Here is a 19,940-nt window from a genome sequence, read left to right on the forward strand (position 1 = left end):
GGGGTCGCATTTCGTCTGCGGCGCCGCCGTGGCTGGTCGCGCAGTTCCCCGCGCCCCTGTCGGGGCACGTCCCTCACAGCCCACGACGGCGGGAAAGCCGTAGACGTGCCGGAAAGCCTCTCCGGCGTCCGAGGAGCCCCGCTAGCGCGACGGTGGGCCCTCGGAGTCGTCCTCCTCCGGCTCGTCCTTCTTCAGGGAGTCGAGGAACTCCGGATTGTCGTCCGGGGCGACCCAGCGCGTGCGTGCCGGGCGGCGGAGGCTGCGGTCGCGGCCGACGATCAGCCAGGAGATCGAGCCGACCAGCGGGAACAGCAGGACCAGAATCGCCCAGATCGGCTTGGGGATGTAGCGGACCTCCTGCTCATCGGTGGTGATGCAGTCGATGAACGCGTAGATGCTGAGTGCCAGCGGCACCAGGATCAGCAGCACCCGGAACATGAAGCCGTCCCCCTGCGTGTGGAGTGCCGGAGCCGTGTGGACGGCCCCCGTGACGGGTCAAGCGTAACGAGTAGCCGATACTGGTCCCTATGGCTTATGACGATCTTCGCTCCCTGCTCCGCGCGCTGGAGCGCGACGGCGACCTGAAGCGCATCAAGGCCGAGGTCGACCCGCATCTGGAGGTCGGCGAGATCGTCGACCGGGTCAACAAGGCCGGCGGCCCGGCGCTGCTCTTCGAGAACGTGAAGGGCTCCTCGATGCCCCTCGCGATGAACGTCTACGGCACCGACCGCCGCCTCCTGAAGGCCCTCGGCCTCAAGTCGTACGCGGAGATCAGCGAGAAGATCGGCGGCCTCCTCAAGCCCGAGCTGCCGCAGGGCTTCGTCGGCATCCGCGAGGCCTTCGGCAAGCTCGGCGCGATGACCCACGTACCGCCGAAGAAGGTGAAGTCGGAGAACGCCCCCGTGCAGGAGGTCGTCCTCACCGGCGACGACGTGGACCTGAACAGCCTCCCGGCGCTCTTCACCTGGCCCGAGGACGGCGGTTCGTTCTTCAACCTGGGCCTGACGCACACCAAGCACCCGGAGACGGGCGTGCGCAACCTCGGCCTGTACCGGCTGCAGCGCCACGACAAGCGCACCATCGGCATGCACTGGCAGATCCACAAGGACAGCCGCAACCACTACCAGGTGGCGGCCCAGCGCGGCGAGAAGCTGCCGATCGCGATCGCCTTCGGCTGCCCGCCCGCCGTCACGTACGCGTCCACGGCCCCGCTCCCCGGCGACATGGACGAGTACATGCTGGCCGGGTTCATCCAGGGCAAGCGCGTCGAGATGGTCGACTGCAAGACGGTGCCGCTGCAGGTCCCGGCCAACGCGGAGGTCGTCCTCGAAGGCTGGCTGGAGCCCGGCGAGATGCTCCCGGAGGGCCCGTTCGGCGACCACACCGGGTTCTACACGCCGCAGGAGCCCTTCCCCGCCCTGAAGATCGACTGCGTGACGATGCGGAAGCGCCCGCTCCTGCAGTCGATCGTCGTGGGCCGCCCGCCGACGGAGGACGGCCCGCTCGGCCGCGCCACCGAGCGCTTCTTCCTGCCGCTGCTCAAGGTGATCGTCCCGGACATCGTCGACTACCACCTGCCGGAGTCCGGCGGTTTCCACAACTGCGCGATCGTCTCGATCGACAAGAAGTACCCGAAGCACGCCCAGAAGGTGATGCACGCCATCTGGGGCGCGCACATGATGTCCCTGACGAAGCTGATCGTCGTCGTGGACAAGGACTGCGACGTGCACGACCTGCACGAAGTGTCCTGGCGCGCCCTCGGCAACACCGACTACGCCCGCGACCTCACCGTCGTGGAAGGCCCCGTCGACCACCTCGACCACGCCTCGTACCAGCAGTTCTGGGGCGGCAAGGCCGGCATCGACGCCACGAGGAAGCTGCCCGAGGAGGGCTACACGCGCGACGGCGGCTGGCCCGAGATGGTCGAGTCCGACCCGAGCACGGCGGCCCTGGTGGACCGCCGCTGGAAGGAGTACGGACTCAAGTGAGCAGTGCCGCAGCAGCCGTCCCGCAGCCGGGGCGCACGAAGGCGTTCCTGCGCCTCGTCATGATCGAGCACTCCGTGTTCGCCCTGCCCTTCGCGTACATCGCCTCGCTGACCGCGATGTACCAGTGGGACAAGAACATCCACTGGGGCCGGCTGCTCCTGGTGACGATCGCGATGGTCGGCCTGCGCACGTTCGCGATGGCCGCGAACCGGATCATCGACCGCGAGATCGACGCCCGTAACCCGCGCACCGCCCACCGCGAGCTGGTCACCGGCGCGGTCTCGGTGAAGTCGGCGTGGACCGGCGCGCTGATCGCCCTCGTCGTCTTCCTCGGCGCGGCCGCGCTGCTCAACCCGCTGTGCCTGGCGCTCGCGCCGGTCGCGGTGGTGCCGATGGTGGTCTATCCGTACGGGAAGCGGTTCACGAACTTCCCGCAGGCCATTCTGGGGCTCGCGCAGGCGATGGGTCCGGTCGGCGCGTGGCTCGCGGTCACGGGCACGTGGTCCTGGGACGCGGTGATCCTCGGCCTCGCCGTCGGCGTCTGGATCGGCGGGTTCGACCTGATCTACGCCTGCCAGGACGTGGAGACGGACCGCGAGGTCGGCGTGATGTCCGTGCCGGCGCGGTTCGGCATCCCGGCGGCGATCCGGGGTGCGCGCGGGTGCCACGCGGTGACGACGGGTCTGTTCGTCTGGTACGGGGTGGCCACGGGCGCGGGGGCGTTTTTCTGGCTCGGCCTGCTGATCGTCGCGGCGGCGTTCCTGTACGAGCACACGATCGTCCGGCCGCACGACCTGTCCCGCCTGAACCGGGCGTTCTTCCAGGTCAACGGGTTCATCGGGATCGCACTGTTCGTGTGCGCGCTGCTGGATCTGCTGGTGCGCGGGCTGACTCTCTGAGCCGAGGGCTCCGCCCCCGGACCACGGTCGTTCTTCGTCTGCCGCGCCGTCGTGGCTGGTCGCGCAGTTCCCCGCGCCCCTGTCGGGGCCGGGGGCGCGGAGCCCCCCTGGGAGGGCCTACGTGGGCCGTCCGCGTCGGAACACCACCGCCGCAAGCACCCCGCCCAGCAGTCCGAACAAGTGGCCCTGCCAGCTCACGCCCTGCGCTGTCGGCAGCGCGCCCCACAGGAGTGATCCGTAGGCCGCGAGGACGAGGACGCCGATCAGGACGTCCACCGCGCGGCGGTCCACGAAGCCGCGGACCAGCAGGTAGCCGAAGAGGCCGAAGACCACCCCGGACGCGCCCGCCGTCAGCGAGTGGGCGGGCGCGAAGAACCAGACGCCGAGCCCGCTGGCAAGGATGATCACGGCGACCACCGCCGCGAATCGGCGCAGCCCCGACAGCGCCGCCAGGAAGCCGAGCACCAGCAGCGGCACGCTGTTCGCGGCGACATGGTCGAACCCGAAGTGCAGGAACGCCGCCGGCACCACGTCCCACAGCTCGCCGGCGACGCGCGGCGTGATGCCGTGCTCGTCGAGGGCGTGGCCGCTCAGCGCGTCGACGGCTTCGAGCAGCCACAGCAGGGCGACCCAGGCCGCCAGCACGCAGCCGGCGAGCACCGCCCGCCGCCGGCCGGACGGCGGACCCGGACGCTGCGGTCGTTGCGGTACGGGGTGTGCGTACGCCATGACAAACGCCTCCTGTCCGCTCAACGCCCGGCGGGGTCTGCCCGGTTCCGGCCCTGCGGATAGGCTCGTGGCGTGCAGCCCGTACCCGAACACACCCCGCAGCGCCGACCCTGGGTGGTCGGTGTCTCCGGCGCGTCCGGCACGCCGTACGCCGCGTCCGTGCTGCGTGCGCTGCTCGCCGCGGGCGAGAGCGTGGACCTGGTCGTCAGCCGGGCCTCGCGGCTGACGCTGCTCGACGAGACCGGCATCTCGTTCCGCGACGCCCACTGGCAGGACGACCTCCGCGAGTGGCTGGCGCGCGGGGCGGACGGCAAGCCGGACGCGTTCGCCCCGGCGGACGTGTCGGACGTGCGGTACTGGGCGGCGGGCGACCTCGCCGCGGGCCCGTCGTCCGGCTCGTACCCGACGCGCGGGATGCTGATCGTGCCCGCCTCCACGGCCTGTGTCGCCGGAGTCGCGCTCGGACTGTCGAAGGACCTGCTGCAGCGGACGGCGAGCGTGACCCTCAAGGAGGGCCGCAAGCTGGTCGTCGCGGTGCGGGAGACGCCGCTGAACGGCCAGACGCTGAAGCACCTGGTGGCGCTCGACGAGGCGGGCGCCACGGTGCTGCCCGCCTCGCCGGCGTTCTACGCGGGGGCGACGCACATCCAGGACCTGGTGGACTTCGTCGCCGGGCGGGCGCTCGACGCGGCGGGGGTGTCGCACGGGCTGTACCGCCGCTGGGAGGGGGAGCTCGGTGGGGGCGGCTCGCAGCGGAGCTGATCTCGAATCTTGGATTTTCTCCTGGAATCTGAAAGATCCTCGGGGGTCTGGTAAAAGAATCACAGGAATGGGATCCTGTGTGCCTTAGATTTGACCTACGGATCTATGACTCGTGGCATCGCTGAACAATGGAAGGCGCCAGGCATATGGACGCGGTGGACAGGCAGCTCATCCAGGCCCTGCGGGAGAACGGCAGGGCCTCGTACGCCGAACTCGGCCGGCTCGTCGGCCTCTCCGGCCCCTCCGTCACCGACCGCATCAACCGCCTGGAGGCGGCGGGTGTGATCACCGGGTACCGGGCGACCGTCGACTCCGCCACGCTCGGCCTCGGCGTCACGGCCCTGGTCGGCATCTCCCTGTCCGACGCCGCCGACCACGAGGACGTGGCGCAGCGGCTCAAGGACCTCAGCGAGATCGAGGACTGCTGGTTCATCGCGGGTGACGACTCGTACATGCTCAAGGTCCGGGTGAGCGACGTCGACGGCCTGGAGAAGACCATCCGCAGGCTGAGCGGCACGAAGGGCGTCTCGCGCACGCGGACCACGATCGTGCTCTCCACCAAGTGGGAGAACCGGGTCGGGGAACTGCCCGAAGAGGTCTAGCAGTAACGTGGGCGGAGCTGTCGTAGAGAGGTTGTTGAGGCATGGACGCGGGACTCAAGCGGGAACTTGAGCAGAAGGTTCTGGCCGGCGAGCGGTTGACCCGCGAGGACGGCATCGCCCTCTACGACTCGGACGACCTGGCCTGGCTCGGCAGCCTCGCCCACGAGGTGCGCACCCGCAAGAACGGTGACGTGGTGCACTTCAACGTCAACCGGCACCTCAACATGACGAACGTGTGCACCGCGTCCTGCGCGTACTGCTCGTTCCAGCGCAAGCCGGGCGAGAAGGACGCGTACACGATGCGCATCGAGGAGGCGGTGAAGCTCGCCAAGGAGATGGAGGGCGAGAACCTCACCGAGCTGCACATCGTCAACGGCCTGCACCCCAACCTGCCGTGGCGGTACTACCCGCGTTCGCTGAGCGCCCTCAAGGAAGCCCTGCCGAACGTCTCGCTGAAGGCCTTCACCGCCACCGAGATCCACCACTTCGAGACCATCTCCGGCATGCCCGCCTCGGAGATCCTCGACGAGCTGATCGACGCCGGCCTGGAGTCGCTGACCGGCGGCGGCGCCGAGATCTTCGACTGGGAGGTCCGGCAGCACATCGTCGACCACCGCACCCACTGGGAGGACTGGTCGCGCATCCACCGCCTCGCGCACGAGAAGGGCCTGAAGACCCCGAGCACGATGCTGTACGGGCACATCGAGGAGCCCCGGCACCGCGTCGACCACGTCCTGCGGCTGCGTGAACTGCAGGACGAGACCGGCGGTTTCCAGGTCTTCATCCCGCTGCGCTACCAGCACGACTTCGTCGACATGCAGGACGGCAAGGTCCGCAACAAGCTGCAGGCGCGCACGCAGATGGCGACCGGCGCCGAGGCCCTGAAGACCTTCGCGGTCTCCCGGCTGCTCTTCGACAACGTCCCGCACGTCAAGGTCTTCTGGGTGATGCACGGCGTCCAGACCGCCCAACTCGCCCTGCAGCACGGCGCGGACGACATGGACGGCTCGGTCGTGGAGTACAAGATCACGCACGACGCCGACAACTACGGCACGCCCAACAAGCTCACCCGCGAGGACCTCCTCGACCTGATCCGCGACGCCGGCTTCCGCCCGGTCGAGCGCAACACCCGGTACGAGATCATCCGCGAGTACGAGGGCCCGGACCCGGAGCGCCGCGAGGCACCGCAGCCGATGCGCTTCTGAGGCTCAAGTCATGGCACTGCGTTTCGAGTTCGAGCCCCGGGTCGGCCCCGAGCTGGCCCAGGGCGTCCTCCGGCTGTGGGCGGACGTCACCAACGCGGGCGGCGCCGTCGGCTTCGTACCGCCGGTGACCGAGGAGACCGTGCGGCCCGAGTGGCTGAAGCACCTGCAGGCCATGGCGGACGGCCGCACGAAACTCCTCGTGGGGTACGACGAGGACGGCGCCGTCGCGGCGACGGCGTTCCTCGCCCTCAACACGCACCGCCTGATGCGGCACTGGCTCTGGCTCTACACGGTGATGGTGCACCCCGCCCACCAGGGCGCGGGGTACGGCCGCGACCTGATGGCCGCCGCCGCGGACGCCGCCCGCTCGCTCGACGGGATCGAGGGCATCCGCCTCACCTGCCGCGGCGGCGAGGGCCTGGAGCGGTTCTACGAGTCCTGCGGCTACAAGGAGGTCGGCCGGGTGCCGTCCGCGATCAGGGTGGCGCCGGGCGACGACCGCGAGGACGTCACGATGTGGCTCCCGCTCGTCTGATCCATTTGCGGGCGTGCTTCACTAGTCGGACACCCCCACACGTACGAGAAGGAAGAAGGCGAGCCGTGGCACCGAAGCCGAGCGCCACCGTCCGGTACACCGCGATGCGGCTGGGTATTTTCGCCGCCTGCTTCTTCGCGATCTGGGGCCTCGTCTACATCGGCGTGCTGCCGCGCGGCCTCGGCGACTCGAACCTGCTGTGGGTCCTCGTGCTCGCCATCGTCGTCTCCGCGCCGCTCAGCTTCGTGCTGCTCCGCGGCCAGCGCGAGGAGATGTCCGAGCAGATCGCCGGCAAGGTCGACCGCGCCAAGTCCCGGCTCGCGGACAACCGCAGCATGGAGGACGGCGTGCGCGAGCTGTAACTCTCGTCACAGACACAGCGGCACCCCGGTGTCCGAGCATCCGCTCGGAGGCCGGGGTGCCTGCATGTTCAGGCCTCTTCACGGGGTGGTGGCCGGAAATCCTCCCCAAAGGAGCCCTTTGATGTACTCAAAGTTCCGGTGTTAATGTAATCGCCATGAAGACAGCAGTCGCGCCCCGCAACGCCCTGAGCGGTCCGCTCGTGGGCTCGGCGAGCGTTCCGCTCGTCGCGCGGCTGCACGTCGATCTCTGCCGCTGCATGTCCGCGGCCTGTTGCCGCGTCTGAGCGACATCGAAATGCAGCGGCGCCGCGCCGTTCTCAGCGGCCGCCGCTCCACGCAAGTCACGTGCAAGTCCACGTACGTACGTCCCTGCCCACGCGTCTTCACCGGAGTGTGTCCGTGTCCGCGAACTCCCCCGCCGCCGCCGAGAAGCCGTCCGGCTTCCGAATACCCAAGGTCCCGTTCTGGGCGCAGATCGTCACCGGTCTCGTCCTCGGCGTCCTGCTCGGCTGGCTGGCCCGGAGCCAAGACGTCTCCTGGCTCGTCACCACCCTCGACAAGGTCGGCGCGATCTTCGTCCAGCTGCTGAAGCTGGCCGTGGCGCCGCTGGTCTTCTTCGCCATCCTGGTGTCGATCACCAACCTGCGTAAGGTCAACAACGCCGCGCGCCTGGCGACGCGCACCCTGCTCTGGTTCATGATCACCTCGCTGATCGCGGTGGTCATCGGCCTCGCGATCGGCCTGCTCACCAACCCGGGTGCCGGCACCGGCCTCACCCCGAAGGACGGCGCGAAGCCGGAGAGCGCCGGCACCTGGATCGACTTCCTCACCGGCATCGTCCCGACCGACGTCGTCACGCCGTTCACCGAGCTGAACGTGCTGCAGATCGTCTTCATGGCCGCCGTCGCCGGCGTCGCCATCCTGAAGGTCGGCGAGAAGGCCAAGCCGATCCTGGGCCTCAGCGAGTCGATTCTGACGCTGCTGCAGAAGGCCCTGTGGTGGGTCATCAAGCTGTCCCCGATCGGCACCGTCGGCCTCATCGGCTTCGCCATCGCCACCTACGGCTGGGACCTGATCGGCAAGTACGCGACGTTCACCGCGGACATCTACATCGGCTGCGCCATCGTCCTGTTCGGCGTCTACCCGCTGCTGCTCGCGACCGTCGCGAAGGTCAACCCGCTGCAGTTCTTCAAGGGCGCCTGGCCCGCGATCCAGCTGGCCTTCGTCTCCCGCTCCTCGGTCGGCACCATGCCGGTCACCCAGAAGGTCACCGAGCGGCTCGGCGTCCCGAAGGACTACACCTCCTTCGCCGTCCCGTTCGGCGCCACCACCAAGATGGACGGCTGCGCCGCGATCTACCCGGCGATCGCCGCGATCTTCGTCGCGCAGATCTTCGACGTGCAGATGGGCATCAAGGAGTACATCCTCATCGCCTTCGTCTCCGTCGTCGGCTCCGCCGCCACCGCCGGTCTGACGGGCGCCACGGTCATGCTGACCCTGACCCTGTCCACCCTCGGCCTGCCGATGGAGGGCGTCGGCCTGCTGCTCGCCATCGACCCGATCGTCGACATGATGCGCACCGCGACCAACGTCGCCGGCCAGTCGGTCATCCCGATCCTGGTCGCGGCCCGGGAGAACATCCTGGACCGCAAGGCGTACGACAGCGCGTCGGCGTCGCCGATCGACGAGCCGGACGCCGAGCCGGCGGAGGAGCCTCAGGCGGTTCCGGTTCCCGCCTGACATCACGCGCCTGAACCGCGCCCCGGACCTGGATACTTGGGTCCGGGGCGCGGTTCGTTCTGCGCGGGTTGCGGGTGGCCTTGTGCGTCTCGCCGTGGGGCGATCTCTCGGTGGCCCGGTGCGGGTTCGTCGTGGCTGGTCGCGCCCCGCGGCGGAGCCGCTGATGTCACAGCCCCGCGCCCCTGAGGGGCGGCCTCTCCGCGGCACCTGAGGCCAGTCCCTCGCTGGTCCCTGGCAATCCAGCCCCTCCGGCGTTTGAGGAGCGGGGGTCCGGGGCGGAGCCCCCGAAGCTTTGCAGGATTTCGGGAGGGGGCGGGGTGGGGAAAGTCCAATGTTGGGGGGCGCATGGTTCGGGCTGTCGGTGTGGGCGTCGGCGGGGTGGGCACCGGTGTCGTCGGGGTGCTGTTGCTGGGGCGGGCCTGGCGGGACTGTGACATCGGGATCAACGCGGCCGCGAACTCGTTCGGGTTGGCCTTCGTGTTCCTCGGCCTGAGCCTGGTCGCCGGGCTCTGGTGGTGGCTCGTACTGGCGCGGCTCGGAGCCGTCGGAACCGTCGTCGCGCTGCTCGGGTCGGCGCTGCTCGTGTGGGGCGTGATGGCGTGGCTGCACGCGCCCGACGGGTATCCCTCGCCTTTCTGCGGGCCGGGCAACGTGCCTGCGTGGTGGCCGGATCTGCTGCCGTTGTGAGTGGGGTGCGGGAACCCGGGGTCGTAGGCTTACCGAGGAGTAATCGTGGATCGGGGAGGGCGGCCGGCGTGGGCGCTGTGAAGGGCAAGCGGATGCCGCGTGCCGTGCGGGAACAGCAGATGATGGATGCCGCCGTGCGGACCTTCGCCCAGCGTGGGTACCGGGCCGCCTCCATGGACGAGATCGCCGAGCTCGCCGGGGTGTCCAAGCCGCTCGTCTACCTGTACCTGAACTCCAAGGAAGAGCTGTTCACGGTCTGCATCCGCCGGGAGTCCGCGCGGCTCGTCGAGGCGGTGCGGTCGTCGGTCACGCCGGGGGAGCCCGCCGACGCCCAGCTCTGGTCCGGGCTGCGGGCGTTCTTCACGCACACGGCCGAGCACCCGGACGGCTGGGCGGTCCTGCACACCCAGGCCCGTACGCAGGGTGAGCCGTTCGCGCGCGAGGTCGCCGGGATGCGCGAGGAGATCGTCGCGTTCGTGACGCTGCTCATCGCGGAGGCGGCCCGCGAGGCGCACCGCAACCCCTCGCTTCCGGAGCGCGAGGTCGCGGGGCTCGCGGAGGCGCTGGTCGGGGCGGCCGAGGCGCTCGCCGTGTGGGCGAACACCACGGAGGGCGTCTCCGCGAAGGAGGCCGCCACGACCCTGATGAACTTCGCCTGGGCGGGCCTCGGCAACCTCATGCGGGGCGAGCCCTGGTCCCCGCCCCGCTGAGGGTGAACGCCCTCAGCCCCGGACGGCCCCGCTGACGTGCAGCCGCCCGCCCCGGCCCCGCAGTTCGAACCGCTCGCCGTCCGCCCCGTACGCCACCCGGCCCGGCAGCAGTACGGGGGCCTTGAACTCGGCGCGTACCCGTGCCGTGTCCGGCGTGCCGTGTTCCGCGAGGCAGCGGGCGATCGTCCACATGCCGTGGGCGATCGCGCGGGGGAAGCCGAACAGCCGGGCGGTGAGCGGGTGCAGGTGGATGGGGTTGCGGTCGCCGGAGGCCGCGCCGTACCGCCGGCCCAGGTCGCCCGGCAGGTCCCACTCAGCGCTCACCGGAAGCGGTTCGTCCGGCTCCGCACGCGTGTCGGGGGCCGGGTCCTCGTACGACGTGGCGTGCCGTGCCAGATACGTGCTGCGGGACTCCCAGACCAGCTCGCCCGCGAGCCGCGCCTCGGTCACGAGGAGAGCTTCCGTGCCGCGCCGGTGGGGGCTCAACTTCTCGGCGTACACGGTGAGTTCGGGCCGTTCGGCGGGTGGGAGGGGACGGTGCTGGTCGACCGTGAACGTCGTGTGGACCAGGCCGAGCAGCGGCAGCGGGAACTCCTGCGCGGCCATCAGCCGCATGGCGAGCGGGAAGGCCAGGACGTGCGGGTACGTCACCGGAAGGGCGGCGTCCGACGCGGGGAAACCGCACACTTCCCGGTACGCCGCGAGCCGCCGCGCGTCGACCGGCGCGTCCGCCAGGACCAGCCGGGTCGGCGGGGCGACCGCGCCCGCCTTCACCCGCTTCAGCGGCGAGAGCAGCGCACCCCGCGCGAGCAGCGGGGGCAGGCTCGGGGGAGCGGTGAGCCGTACGACGGTCATGGTCAGGCCCCCAGGAGGCTCTGGCCGCAGACGCGGACGACCTGGCCGTTGACGCCGCCCGAGCCCGGGTCGGCGAACCAGGCGGTGGTCTCCGCGACGTCGACCGGAAGGCCGCCCTGCGCAAGGGAGTTCATGCGGCGGCCGGCCTCGCGGATGAACAGCGGGACGGCCGCCGTCATCTTCGTCTCGATGAAGCCGGGCGCGACCGCGTTCACGGTGACGCCGTGCTCGGCGAGCGCCCGCGGCGCGAGCGAGCGGACCAGGCCGATGATCCCGGCCTTGCTCGCCGCGTAGTTGGTCTGGCCGACGTTGCCCGCGATCCCGGCGATGGACGCGGTGGCGACGATCCGGCCGTTCCGGTTCAGGGCGCCTGCAGCGAGCAGCGCGTCGGTGGTGCGGAGCACCGCGGCGAGGTTCACCTCCAGGACCGGACTCCAGCGCTCGGCGGGCATGTTGGCGAGCTTGCGGTCCCGGGTGATGCCCGCGTTGTGCACCAGCACGTCCAGGCCGCCCAGGTCGCCGGAGACGGCCGCGGCGATCCGCTCGCCCGCGTCGTCGGCGGTGATGTCGAGCGGCAGCGCCGTACCGCCGAGCCGCTCGGCGAGCCGTGTCAACTCGTCCTCGGCGGACGGGACGTCGAGCGCGACGACGTGCGCGCCGTCCCGCGCCAGCGTCTCGGCGACCGAGGCCCCGATGCCGCGCGCCGCCCCCGTGACCAGCGCGGTACGCCCCGCGAGCGGCCGCTCCCGGTCGACGGCGCCCGGCTCGACGGCGGCGTCGGTGACCTCGACGACCTGGCCGCTGACGTACGCCGACTTCGGCGACAGCAGGAACCGCAGCGTCGACTCGGCGGCCGCGGCGGACTCGGTACGGACGAGGCGTACGAGCGTGACCGTGCGGCCGCGGCCCGCCTCCTTGCCGAGGGAGCGCACGAACCCTTCGAGGCCCTGCTGGACGGCCGCCTGGTGGTGGTCCTCGGCGGAGGGTTCCGCGCCGAGCACCACGATCCGGCCGCCGGACGCGACGGACCGCACCACGGGGTGCAGGGCGGCGTGCACCTCGGCGAGCCCGTCGACGTCCGCGACGCCGGTCGCGTCGAGCACGACGGCGGCGGGCCTCTCGGCGCCTGTCGTCGTGGTCGCCGTCGTGAGGCCGGTGCGGGACAGCACCTCGTCGAGGCCCTTCAGCGTCGACGTGCCCGCCGTCAGCTGGAGCAACGGGCCGTCCAGGGCCGGGTGTTCGGCCGACCAGCGCCGCAGCGGGGCCGGCTGCGGCAACCCCAGCCTGCTCGTCAGGAAGCGGCCGGGCGCGGTGCCGGTGAAGTTCAGATAGCGGTCGGCCATTGTCCAACTCCCAGCGCAGACGTAAATTTACCTGTGAGTAAGGTTACTCAAGGGTCAGGAGCTGGTCGAGATGAGCACCGAAGAAGTCGCGCCAAGTGGTCGGGCCACAGCCGGAGTTGTCGGCGGCGGAACCGTCCGCCGGGTCGCCGTCGTGGGCGGCAGCCGCATCCCGTTCGCGCGTTCCGACGGGCCGTACGCCACCGCCTCCAACCAGGAGATGCTGACGGCCGCGCTCGACGGGCTCGTCGACCGGTTCGGGCTGCGCGGCGAGCGGGTCGGGGAGTTCGTCGCCGGCGCCGTCCTCAAGCACAGCCGGGACTTCAACCTCGCCCGCGAGACGGTCCTCGGCTCCGCCCTCGACCCGCGCACCCCCGCGTACGACGTCCAACAGGCCTGCGGCACCGGGCTTCAGGCCGTGATCGCCGCCGCCAACAAGATCGCGCTCGGGCAGATCGACAGCGCGATCGCGGGCGGCGCGGACACGGCGAGCGACGCGCCCCTCGGCGTCAACGACCGGCTGCGCAGGATCCTGCTCGAAGCGCGGCGGGCCAAGACGGTCGGCGCCCGCGCCAAGGCCCTCGCGCAGATCCGCCCCGGCCACCTCGTCCCCGACATCCCGCGCAACGCCGAGCCGCGCACCCGGCTGTCGATGGGCGAGCACGCGGCGGTCACGGCCCGGGAGTGGGGCGTGAGCCGCGAGGCCCAGGACGAGCTCGCCGCCACCAGCCACCAGCGGCTCGCCGCGGCGTACGAGCGGGGCTTCCTCGACGACCTCGTCGTGCCGTTCCGGGGCCTGGAGCGGGACCAGAACCTGCGGCCCGGGTCGACCGTGGAGAAACTCGCCGCGCTCAAGCCGGTGTTCGGCACGAAGGGGCCCGACCCGACGATGACGGCGGGCAATTCGACGCCGCTGACCGACGGCGCGGCCACCGTGCTGCTCGCCGACGAGGAGTGGGCGGCCGCGCGCGGCCTCACCCCGCTCGCGTACCTCACCGCGTACGAGACCGCCGCCGTCGACTTCGTCGCCGGGGACGTGACCGGCGAGGGCGGCGACGGGCTGCTCATGGCCCCGGCGTACGCGGTGCCGCGGATGCTGGAGCGGGCCGGGCTCGGTCTGGAGGACTTCGACCTGGTCGAGGTGCACGAGGCCTTCGCCTCGCAGGTCCTCGCGACGCTCGCGGCCTGGGAGAAGGCGGGGCTCGCGCCCGTCGACCGGTCCCGCCTGAACGTCGCGGGCTCGTCGCTCGCCACGGGCCACCCGTTCGCCGCGACGGGCGCCCGCATCGTCGCGACCCTGGCCAAGCTGCTGTCCGAACAGGACGCGCCCGCACGGGGGCTGATCTCCATCTGCGCTGCGGGCGGCCAGGGCGTCACGGCGGTGCTCGAACGCGCCTGACCGCGCCGCCGCCCCCAACTCCCCTTCCCCCTCCAGGACTTCCGTAAGGAGCCCAGTGCCCCGCAAGACCCCGGCCGCCGCGCCGCCCCCGCTCGTGGAGCCGAGCAAGACGATCACCGACGGCGTCGTCCGCGAGGTGTCCGTGCCGCCGCTCGCACCCGCCGTGACCGAGGGCTCGCTCGCGGACATCCCGTACGACAACGCCGAACAGGCCCCCGCCGAGGCCGTGTTGAGCCGCAAGGGCGCGGACGGGGTGTGGCGGGACGTCGGCGCGCAGGAGTTCGCCGACGAGGTGCGGGCGCTGGCGAAGGGCCTGGTCGCCCACGGTCTGCGGCCCGGCGACCGGCTCGCGATCATGGCGCGGACCACGTACGAGTGGACGCTGCTCGACTTCGCGGCCTGGTCGGCGGGGCTCGTCACCGTGCCCGTGTACCCGACCTCGTCCGCCTTCCAGACCCGGTGGATCCTCCAGGACTCCGGGGCCGTGGCCCTCGCCGTCGAGACCGGGCAGCAGGCCGCCGCGCTCGGCCCGGAACGCGACCGCATCCCCGACCTCGCGCACGTGTGGACCTTCGCCGACCTGACGGCGGTCGCCGAGGCGGGCCGGGACGTGCCGGACGCGGACGTGGACGGGCGGCGCGCGGCCCTCGGCCCCGCCTCGCCCGCCACGCTCATCTACACCTCGGGCACCACCGGCCGCCCCAAGGGCTGCGTCCTCACGCACGGCAACTTCTTCGCCGAGGTCCACAACGCCATCGAGCTGCTGCACCCGGTCTTCAAGTCGATCAGCAAGGACCCGGCGTCCACGCTGCTCTTCCTGCCCCTCTCGCACGTGTTCGGCCGGATGGTCGCGATCGGCTGCCTGCGCGCCCGGGTGCGGCTCGGGCACGCGCCCAGCATCCGCACCGAGGACCTGCTCGCCGACCTCGCCGGGTTCCGGCCGACGTTCCTCCTGGCCATCCCGTACGTCCTGGAGAAGGTCTTCAACACCGGCCGCGCCACCGCCGAGAAGCTGGGCAGGGCCGCGTCCTTCGACCGCGCGGCACGCATCGCCCGGCGCTACGGCGAGGCGGTCGAGGCCGCCGAACACGGCACCGGCCCCGGCCCCGGCCTCGCCCTGAAGGCGGCCCGCGCGCTCTACGACCCGCTCGTCTACCGGCGCATCCGCGCGGCCCTCGGCGGGCGCGTGCGGTACGCGATCTGCGGCGGCTCCCCGCTCGGCCGCCGGCTCGCGGCGTTCTACGCGGGCGCCGGGATCCAGGTCTACGAGGGGTACGGCCTCACGGAGACCACGGCCGCCGCCACCGTCACCCCGCCCCTCAAGTCCCGCCTGGGCACGGTGGGGTGGCCGCTTCCCGGTACGGCGGTGCGGATCGCGGACGACGGCGAGGTGCTGCTCTCCGGCGGGCAGGTCTTCGGCGGGTACTGGGACGGGCAGTCCGGCGAGGTGCGGCCCGCGCACGACGGGTGGTTCGGCACGGGGGACGTGGGGGCCCTGGACGAGGACGGCTACCTCTCCATCACCGGCCGCAAGAAGGACATCCTCATCACCACCGGCGGCAAGAACGTCGCGCCCGCGCCCCTGGAGGACTGGCTGCGCGCGCACCCGCTGGTCGGCCAGTGCATGGTCGTGGGCGACAACCGCCCGTACGTCGCGGCCCTGCTCACCCTTGAGGCGGACGGGGTCGCGCACTGGTGCCGGATGCGGAAGAAGCAGGACGTGCCGATCGCTGACCTGGTCCATGACCCGGACCTCCTGGAGACCCTGCAGAAGGCGGTCGACGAGGCCAACAAGCTGGTCTCCCGGGCCGAGTCCATCCGCCGGTTCACGGTCCTCCCCGAGGAGTTCACGGAGGACTCGGGCCACCTGACCCCGTCCCTGAAGCTGCGCCGCGCGGCGATCGAGGCGGATTTCGAGCGGGAGATCGAGGGGTTGTACGGGCCCCGATAGGGGCGCGGGGAACTGCGCGACCAGCCACGACGGCGGGGGAGCCGATCTCGGACCCCGGGAGCCGCTCCGGCGATTGAGGAGCGGGGGCCGGGGGCGGAGCACCCTGGGGGTGTCTTCGGGAGGCGGCCCCAGGCTCGCGTGCCTACGCTGGGGCGAGCCTCTAACGGAGGGTGCTCGGATGCGTACACGCTGTGTGACGGCCGGACTCGCCGTCGTAGCCCTGCTCGGCGCCGCCACGCCAGGAACCGCCACCCGCCCCGCCGAGCCGGACCTGACCCGCTTCTACGCCCAGAAGCTCACCTGGTCCGACTGCAAGGACCTCGACGGCGCCCCCGAAGGCATGCGGTGCGGCAAGGTCACCGTCCCCCTCGACTACGCCGCCCCGGAGAAGGGCACCGTCGACCTGGCGATGAACCGCATCCCCGCCACCGGCGAGAAGCGCGGCTCGCTCCTCGTGAACTTCGGCGGCCCGGGCGGCCCCGGCGTCTCCGGACTCGTCGGCTCGGCGAAGCAGTTCGAGGACCTGGCCAAGGGCTACGACATCGTCGGCTTCGACCCCCGCGGCGTCGGCACCAGCTCCCCCGTGACCTGCGGCGACGGCAGCGACATGCCGGACGAGCAGCTCGCCGACGACGCGAGCGCCGTCCTCGGCCAGGCGGCGAAGCAGTGGCAGGTCTGCCGCAGGCACTCCGGCCAGGTCGCCGACCACATCGGCACCATCAATGTCTCCCGCGACCTGGACGTGATGCGCGCGGCCCTCGGCGACGACAAGCTCAACTACTTCGGCTTCTCGTACGGCACCCGCCTCGGCGCCGTCTACACCGGCCAGTTCCCGCACAAGGTCGGCCGTATGGTCCTCGACGGCGTGGACACGCTGACCGAGCCGATGGTCGAGCAGACCCGGGTGGCCGTCGAGGGCCAGCAGACCGCCCTCGACAACTTCGTCACCTGGTGCGCGGGCAACGCCGGCTGCGTCCTCGGCGACAACTCGCGGGACGCCAAGCAGAACATGGCCCAGCTCGTGGACCGGCTGAACGAACGCCCCATCCCGCTCGGCGAAGACGTCGAGTACAGCGGCGAGGACCTGGTCAACGTGCTCGGCCAGGCCCTGTACCACCGCGACGCCTGGCCGTACCTCTCCCAGGCCCTCACCAACGTCGTCGCCGACCGCGACCCGCGCGCCCTGCTCCGCCTCACCGGCGTACCGATCCCGCCCCCGGACGAGCACGTCACGCCGGGCCCGGCGGTGAGGGGCGCGGGCCGGATCGTCGCGCAGGAGGACGTGCCGCCCGACAACTTCGGCGTCGCCCTCGCCATGGTGAACTGCGCCGACGACCCCGACCGCCTCACCGCCGCCCAGCTCTCCGACGAGAAGCTGGTCCAGAGCCTGGTCGACGACTACACCGAGGCGTCCCCGATCTTCGGCCCGGCCCGGATCGAGCAGGTCCTGCTCTGCGCGGGCCAGCCCAAGGGCACGGACTTCATCCGCAAGATCCACGACGTCGACACCCCGCGCATCCTCCTCGTCGGCACCCGCGGCGACCCGGCCACGCCGTACCGCTGGGCCGTCGAGACCGCCGCCCGCCTCGGCGACCGGGCCGTCCTCCTCGACAACCGGGGCGACGGCCACACCGGCTACTTCTCGTCCAAGTGCGTCGCCGAGAAGGCCGACGCCTACCTGCTCTACGGCGAGCTGGGCGCGGGCAGCCTCTACTGCGGCGAGGAGTAGCCCCCGCGAGGGGCCTCACGGGGACGGGCGGGTCGCCTCCCGGTACAGCGCCGCCGCCCGCCCGTCGAGCAGCACGCTGTACGACACGTCGGGGCTGTCGCCGCCGCCGAGATACCCGCCGAGCACGCCCGTGATCCGCCCGCCGGAGTCCACCCAGGGGCTGCCGCTGGTGCCGGTGGAGAAGTCCGGGCAGGCGATGCGCTGCTGGGTGCGGCGGAACGCGGCCGGCGTGGCGGTGCAGGTGCGGGGCGCCTCCTCGGCCGAGGGGTAGCCGGTGAGCGTGACCTCGCGGCCCGTACGCCCGTCGGCGGCAAGGGTGTTGGCGCCCGTGACGTCCTCGATCCGGCGGCCTTCGCGCGGCTCGACGGTGGCGAAGGCCAGGTCGTGGTCCTCGTCCTCCGCGTCGGTCCAGGCCGCGTCGGCGAACACCCGGTCCACCCGCCAGAGGCCGTACGGGGCCGTGCCGTCGCGGTAGCCGGGAGCGAAGGACACGTCGTCGCCCTCGGCGAGGCAGTGCCCGGCGGTGACGATCAGGTTCCGGCCGGGGCTGTGCACCACGGAGGCCGTGCAGAAGTGCCCGCCGGTGAGCTCATCGGCGTCACCGGCGAAGAGCGCGCCCACCTCGGCGTGCGGCGCGCGCGGCAGCGCGTTCGCGTCCTGCAGTACGACGCAGGAAACCAGGGCGCCCGCCGCGAGTACCGCCCGCAGCCGCTGCGGCATGTACGACTCCTCTCGCCGGATTGCCGGGAAGCATGCACGAGAAGTCTGTGAAATCGCGAGGGAAAGCCGCGAAGCCGCTAAGCCCGCGAAGCCCCACGAACAAAGATGATCAATTCTTGAACATCTCGGCCCCGAGAAGTTTCGCTGCGGTACGGCGGTCGGTCGAGCGGTGCGTTCCGCAGCGGTTCCGCTTCCATTCCGCCGTCGAAGTCGCCCGTACGCAATCCGGGGGCATGGGTCGCGCAAAAGGCAGGAGCCCCGCTCCACCGCACGAAGCGGGGGCGAGGCTCCTTGGGTACTGCTATCCGAACCGGATCAGAACCGAGAGGTTCCTGGCCTGATTAGGCCGGGGTGACGTTCTCGGCCTGCGGGCCCTTGGGGCCCTGCGTGACGTCGAACGTCACGGCCTGGTTCTCCTCGAGGGAGCGGAAGCCAGACGCGTTGATCGCGGAGTAGTGGACGAAGACATCCGGGCCGCCGCCTTCCTGGGCGATGAAGCCAAAGCCCTTTTCAGCGTTGAACCACTTCACGGTTCCGGTAGCCATAAAGCCCTCCTATGGGCCAAAGGGTGTCCCTGCTCCAGAACCCCACGCGTGTCAAGCACAACCGCAAAAGTCTGAAAACGACGAGAGCCCGCGGTCACATGCTCCGCAGGCTCTGTACTGCAAGGGAAACCAAACTGCAACTTGCGGCGAGCCTAGCACGCAGCAAGCCGCAAGCGATAGAGGGCAAGATCACGTCACCCGGATGTCTGAGAAACGGCGCGAAGTCGTTGACAGCCGTGCATCCGGGCGTCTCATGGGGTTCTTGTGGTGGACCCAGGCGAGGCACCGTATCGCACGGGGGCTAGCCTCGCGATGTGGACAATTCTCCTCGCAACCGCCCGCGCGTCGGGCACATCCAGTTCCTGAACTGCCTGCCTCTGTACTGGGGCCTCGCACGGACCGGAACCCTGCTCGACCTGGAGCTCACGAAGGACACCCCGGAGAAGCTCAGCGAGCGGCTGGTACGCGGTGACCTGGACATCGCCCCGATCACCCTCGTGGAATTCCTCAAGAACTCCGACCAGCTCGTGGCCATGCCCGACATCGCGGTGGGCTGCGACGGCCCCGTGATGTCCTGCGTGATCGTCTCGCAGCTGCCGCTCGACCGGCTCGACGGCGCCCGCGTCGCCCTCGGCTCCACGTCCCGCACGTCCGTCCGGCTCGCGCAGCTGCTGCTCGCCGAGAGCGTCGGCGTCCGGCCCGACTACTACACGTGCCCGCCCGACCTCGGCCTGATGATGCGCGAGGCGGACGCCGCCGTGCTCATCGGGGACGCGGCCCTGCGCGCCAACCTGCACGACGGGCCGCAGCTCGGCCTGGAGGTCCACGACCTCGGCCAGATGTGGAAGGACTGGACGGGCCTGCCGTTCGTCTTCGCCGTGTGGGCGGCCCGGCGCGACTACCTGGAGCGCGAGCCCGAGGTCGTACGGAAGGTGCACGAGGCCTTCCTCGCCTCCCGTGACGTGTCCCTGGAGGAGGTCACCAAGGTCGCCGAGCAGGCCGCGCGCTGGGAGCGGTTCGACGCCGAGGTCCTGGAGCGGTACTTCACGACGCTCGACTTCCGCTTCGGCGCCGACCAGCTCGCCGGAGTGCGCGAGTTCGCCCGCCGCGTCGGCCCGAGCACCGGCTTCGACGCGGACGTACGGGTCGACCTGCTGGAGACCTGACCCGTACGGCCCCTCC

At 71.3% G+C, this 19,940-nt stretch carries 21 protein-coding genes; 15 read left to right on the forward strand and 6 right to left on the reverse strand.

Translation table 11 applies throughout. From position 1 onward, the window contains the following. Positions 1–141: 141 nt before the first annotated feature. The gene (locus ACIDOF_RS13935; protein ID WP_409006156.1) at positions 142–438 is read right to left on the reverse strand and encodes a PLD nuclease N-terminal domain-containing protein; all 297 of its coding nucleotides are present in this window, start codon (positions 436–438) and stop codon (positions 142–144) included. 89 nt (positions 439–527) lie between these two features. Here ACIDOF_RS13935 and ACIDOF_RS13940 point away from each other — a divergent pair, with 89 nt between their 5' ends. Next, the gene (locus ACIDOF_RS13940) at positions 528–1,988 is read left to right on the forward strand and encodes a menaquinone biosynthesis decarboxylase (RefSeq protein ID WP_409006157.1); all 1,461 of its coding nucleotides are present in this window, start codon (positions 528–530) and stop codon (positions 1,986–1,988) included. After that, positions 1,985–2,887, forward strand: coding sequence for a menaquinone biosynthesis prenyltransferase MqnP (gene mqnP / locus ACIDOF_RS13945; RefSeq protein ID WP_409006158.1), 903 nt, complete (start codon positions 1,985–1,987; stop codon positions 2,885–2,887). The genes ACIDOF_RS13940 and mqnP overlap by 4 nt, the downstream gene beginning before the upstream one ends. 117 nt (positions 2,888–3,004) lie before the next feature. Here the strand turns inward: mqnP and ACIDOF_RS13950 are convergent, their stop codons facing one another. Beyond that, a complete protein-coding gene (locus tag ACIDOF_RS13950; protein WP_409006159.1) occupies positions 3,005–3,616 on the reverse strand; it encodes a rhomboid family intramembrane serine protease in 612 nt (203 codons plus the stop codon). A gap of 72 nt (positions 3,617–3,688) precedes the next feature. Here ACIDOF_RS13950 and ACIDOF_RS13955 point away from each other — a divergent pair, with 72 nt between their 5' ends. From ACIDOF_RS13955 to ACIDOF_RS13995, 9 genes are all read left to right on the forward strand, one after another. Beyond that, positions 3,689–4,378: a UbiX family flavin prenyltransferase gene (locus tag ACIDOF_RS13955; RefSeq protein WP_409006160.1), complete on the forward strand. Its 690-nt coding sequence runs from the start codon at positions 3,689–3,691 to the stop codon at positions 4,376–4,378. A 146-nt stretch (positions 4,379–4,524) separates the two neighbouring features. After that, a complete protein-coding gene (locus ACIDOF_RS13960; RefSeq protein ID WP_409006161.1) occupies positions 4,525–4,980 on the forward strand; it encodes an Lrp/AsnC family transcriptional regulator in 456 nt (151 codons plus the stop codon). 41 nt (positions 4,981–5,021) lie between these two features. Continuing rightward, the gene (gene mqnE, locus ACIDOF_RS13965) at positions 5,022–6,185 is read left to right on the forward strand and encodes an aminofutalosine synthase MqnE (RefSeq protein ID WP_409006162.1); all 1,164 of its coding nucleotides are present in this window, start codon (positions 5,022–5,024) and stop codon (positions 6,183–6,185) included. A gap of 10 nt (positions 6,186–6,195) precedes the next feature. Beyond that, positions 6,196–6,720 (forward strand): GNAT family N-acetyltransferase, encoded by a 525-nt coding sequence (locus ACIDOF_RS13970; protein WP_409006163.1) that lies wholly within the window; start codon positions 6,196–6,198, stop codon positions 6,718–6,720. Between the two features lie 65 nt (positions 6,721–6,785). Then, on the forward strand, positions 6,786–7,082 hold the full coding sequence (locus tag ACIDOF_RS13975; protein ID WP_409006164.1) for a DUF4229 domain-containing protein: 297 nt from the start codon (positions 6,786–6,788) through the stop codon (positions 7,080–7,082). A 155-nt stretch (positions 7,083–7,237) separates the two neighbouring features. Continuing rightward, the gene (locus ACIDOF_RS13980) at positions 7,238–7,366 is read left to right on the forward strand and encodes a hypothetical protein (protein WP_409006165.1); all 129 of its coding nucleotides are present in this window, start codon (positions 7,238–7,240) and stop codon (positions 7,364–7,366) included. 115 nt (positions 7,367–7,481) lie between these two features. Then, positions 7,482–8,822 (forward strand): dicarboxylate/amino acid:cation symporter, encoded by a 1,341-nt coding sequence (locus tag ACIDOF_RS13985; protein ID WP_409006166.1) that lies wholly within the window; start codon positions 7,482–7,484, stop codon positions 8,820–8,822. 345 nt (positions 8,823–9,167) lie between these two features. Continuing rightward, positions 9,168–9,509, forward strand: coding sequence for a hypothetical protein (locus ACIDOF_RS13990; protein ID WP_409006167.1), 342 nt, complete (start codon positions 9,168–9,170; stop codon positions 9,507–9,509). Between the two features lie 68 nt (positions 9,510–9,577). After that, positions 9,578–10,219 carry a TetR/AcrR family transcriptional regulator gene (locus ACIDOF_RS13995; protein ID WP_409006168.1) on the forward strand — a complete coding sequence of 214 codons (642 nt, stop codon included), beginning with the start codon at positions 9,578–9,580 and terminating at the stop codon, positions 10,217–10,219. 12 nt (positions 10,220–10,231) lie between these two features. Here ACIDOF_RS13995 and ACIDOF_RS14000 read toward each other — a convergent pair whose 3' ends face one another. Together ACIDOF_RS14000 and ACIDOF_RS14005 are read right to left on the reverse strand one after the other, a co-directional pair. Next, a complete protein-coding gene (locus ACIDOF_RS14000) occupies positions 10,232–11,074 on the reverse strand; it encodes a MaoC/PaaZ C-terminal domain-containing protein (RefSeq protein WP_409006169.1) in 843 nt (280 codons plus the stop codon). 2 nt (positions 11,075–11,076) lie between these two features. Then, positions 11,077–12,417, reverse strand: coding sequence for a 3-oxoacyl-ACP reductase (locus ACIDOF_RS14005; RefSeq protein WP_409006170.1), 1,341 nt, complete (start codon positions 12,415–12,417; stop codon positions 11,077–11,079). Between the two features lie 70 nt (positions 12,418–12,487). Between ACIDOF_RS14005 and ACIDOF_RS14010 the strand changes: the two genes are divergently transcribed. The 3 genes from ACIDOF_RS14010 (at position 12,488) to ACIDOF_RS14020 (ending at position 17,493) form a co-directional block, all read left to right on the forward strand. Continuing rightward, on the forward strand, positions 12,488–13,813 hold the full coding sequence (locus tag ACIDOF_RS14010; protein ID WP_409006171.1) for an acetyl-CoA C-acetyltransferase: 1,326 nt from the start codon (positions 12,488–12,490) through the stop codon (positions 13,811–13,813). A gap of 55 nt (positions 13,814–13,868) precedes the next feature. Next, on the forward strand, positions 13,869–15,764 hold the full coding sequence (locus ACIDOF_RS14015; RefSeq protein WP_409006172.1) for an AMP-dependent synthetase/ligase: 1,896 nt from the start codon (positions 13,869–13,871) through the stop codon (positions 15,762–15,764). Between the two features lie 178 nt (positions 15,765–15,942). Further along, positions 15,943–17,493, forward strand: coding sequence for an alpha/beta hydrolase (locus ACIDOF_RS14020; protein ID WP_409006173.1), 1,551 nt, complete (start codon positions 15,943–15,945; stop codon positions 17,491–17,493). A 15-nt stretch (positions 17,494–17,508) separates the two neighbouring features. Here the strand turns inward: ACIDOF_RS14020 and ACIDOF_RS14025 are convergent, their stop codons facing one another. Together ACIDOF_RS14025 and ACIDOF_RS14030 are read right to left on the reverse strand one after the other, a co-directional pair. Next, positions 17,509–18,213, reverse strand: a complete 705-nt coding sequence (locus tag ACIDOF_RS14025) for a trypsin-like serine peptidase (RefSeq protein ID WP_409006174.1) — start codon at positions 18,211–18,213, stop codon at positions 17,509–17,511. A 341-nt stretch (positions 18,214–18,554) separates the two neighbouring features. Further along, entirely contained in the window at positions 18,555–18,758 is a 204-nt protein-coding gene (locus ACIDOF_RS14030; RefSeq protein ID WP_016645643.1) for a cold-shock protein, read from the reverse strand. 314 nt (positions 18,759–19,072) lie between these two features. Here ACIDOF_RS14030 and ACIDOF_RS14035 point away from each other — a divergent pair, with 314 nt between their 5' ends. Then, positions 19,073–19,924 carry a menaquinone biosynthetic enzyme MqnA/MqnD family protein gene (locus ACIDOF_RS14035; protein WP_409006175.1) on the forward strand — a complete coding sequence of 284 codons (852 nt, stop codon included), beginning with the start codon at positions 19,073–19,075 and terminating at the stop codon, positions 19,922–19,924. Positions 19,925–19,940: the final 16 nt, after the last annotated feature.

Origin of the sequence: Streptomyces sp. Da 82-17 (assembly GCF_046098215.1) — a bacterium.
In the GTDB taxonomy this organism is placed as follows: domain Bacteria; phylum Actinomycetota; class Actinomycetes; order Streptomycetales; family Streptomycetaceae; genus Streptomyces.